Origin of the sequence: Halalkalibacter wakoensis JCM 9140 (genome assembly GCF_000513095.1) — a bacterium.
GTDB lineage: Bacteria > Bacillota > Bacilli > Bacillales > Bacillaceae_D > Halalkalibacter > Halalkalibacter wakoensis.
On the sequence record NZ_BAUT01000168.1, the window covers coordinates 1 to 1,054 of the forward strand.

At 35.7% G+C, this 1,054-nt stretch carries 1 protein-coding gene and 1 pseudogene; both read left to right on the forward strand.

What is annotated here, in order from left to right:
* A pseudogene (locus JCM9140_RS22045) lies at window positions 1–252 on the forward strand (IS21 family transposase); the annotation flags it as partial.
* Window positions 253–254: 2 nt separating this feature from the next.
* Entirely contained in the window at window positions 255–1,019 is a 765-nt protein-coding gene (gene istB / locus JCM9140_RS22050) for an IS21-like element helper ATPase IstB (protein WP_034751834.1), read from the forward strand.
* Window positions 1,020–1,054: the final 35 nt, after the last annotated feature.

Below are 1,054 nucleotides of genomic sequence, written 5' to 3' on the forward strand. Positions count from 1 at the left end.
CGTGAAACAACAGGCAGCGATCACGAAGTACTGAATCAAGCATTAGCAGAGTGTACAAAAAGGAAATTATATAGTGCAACAGATTTTGGCGATATCATTGCATATGTGAAACGTCAGCGCCAGGTACATGAAACAGTTACTGATAAAAAGAAAGAAATTAAGACATTGAACAAATTATCGGAATGGGTTTTAGAAACAGAAGCATACAAAAGAAAAGTAGATACTTACACTGTTTTAATGGAGGTTGAATAGCAATGAGCCAAATCCAGCAATTACAGGACATAATGAAAGGATTGAGGCTCGTTGAAACTGCCAAGCATCTCCCCCATTTGATCAGAGAAGCTGAGCAGAAAGACCTTTCGTATACTCAATTCCTGTTAGATGTTACGTCCTATGAGCAAACTCGAAGAGAAGAAAAGCAGCTCAACAATCGATTGAAATGGGCCACCTTCCCTTTTAGTAAAACACTTGAGGAATTTAACTTAAAAGAACAAAAGTCACTAAGTAGCAAACAACTAAATAGATTAAAAGACTTAACTTGGATAGAACAGTTGTACAATTTGATTTTACTAGGGCCACCAGGTGTAGGTAAAACTCACCTGGCCGTAGGCCTAGGTATAGAAGCTATTAACCAAGGTTATAAAGCTATTTTCACATCAATGGGAGATTTAATTCATAACCTGAAAACAGAAGAAATTACACGTAAATCAAAAGCCAGAATGAAAAGAATTAGAGAAGCTGATCTAGTCATAATAGATGACTTAATGTTTATGGCAATGGATCAACAGGAAGCTAATATGTTCTTTCATTTAATTAACGACTTGTATAATCAGTCTTCAATTATTTTGACCTCTAACAAGGCACCAAAAGAATGGGGAGAATTATTGGGTGATCAAGCTATAACAACGGCAATTCTAGATAGGATTCTTCATCGAGTAGAAATCATTCATTTAAATGAAGATAGTTATCGTATGAAACATCGTTCTACCATATTTGGGCAACAAAGTGTTTCAAAATAACGAGCAAAAATTGTTTCATTCTACTTGACGGTCAC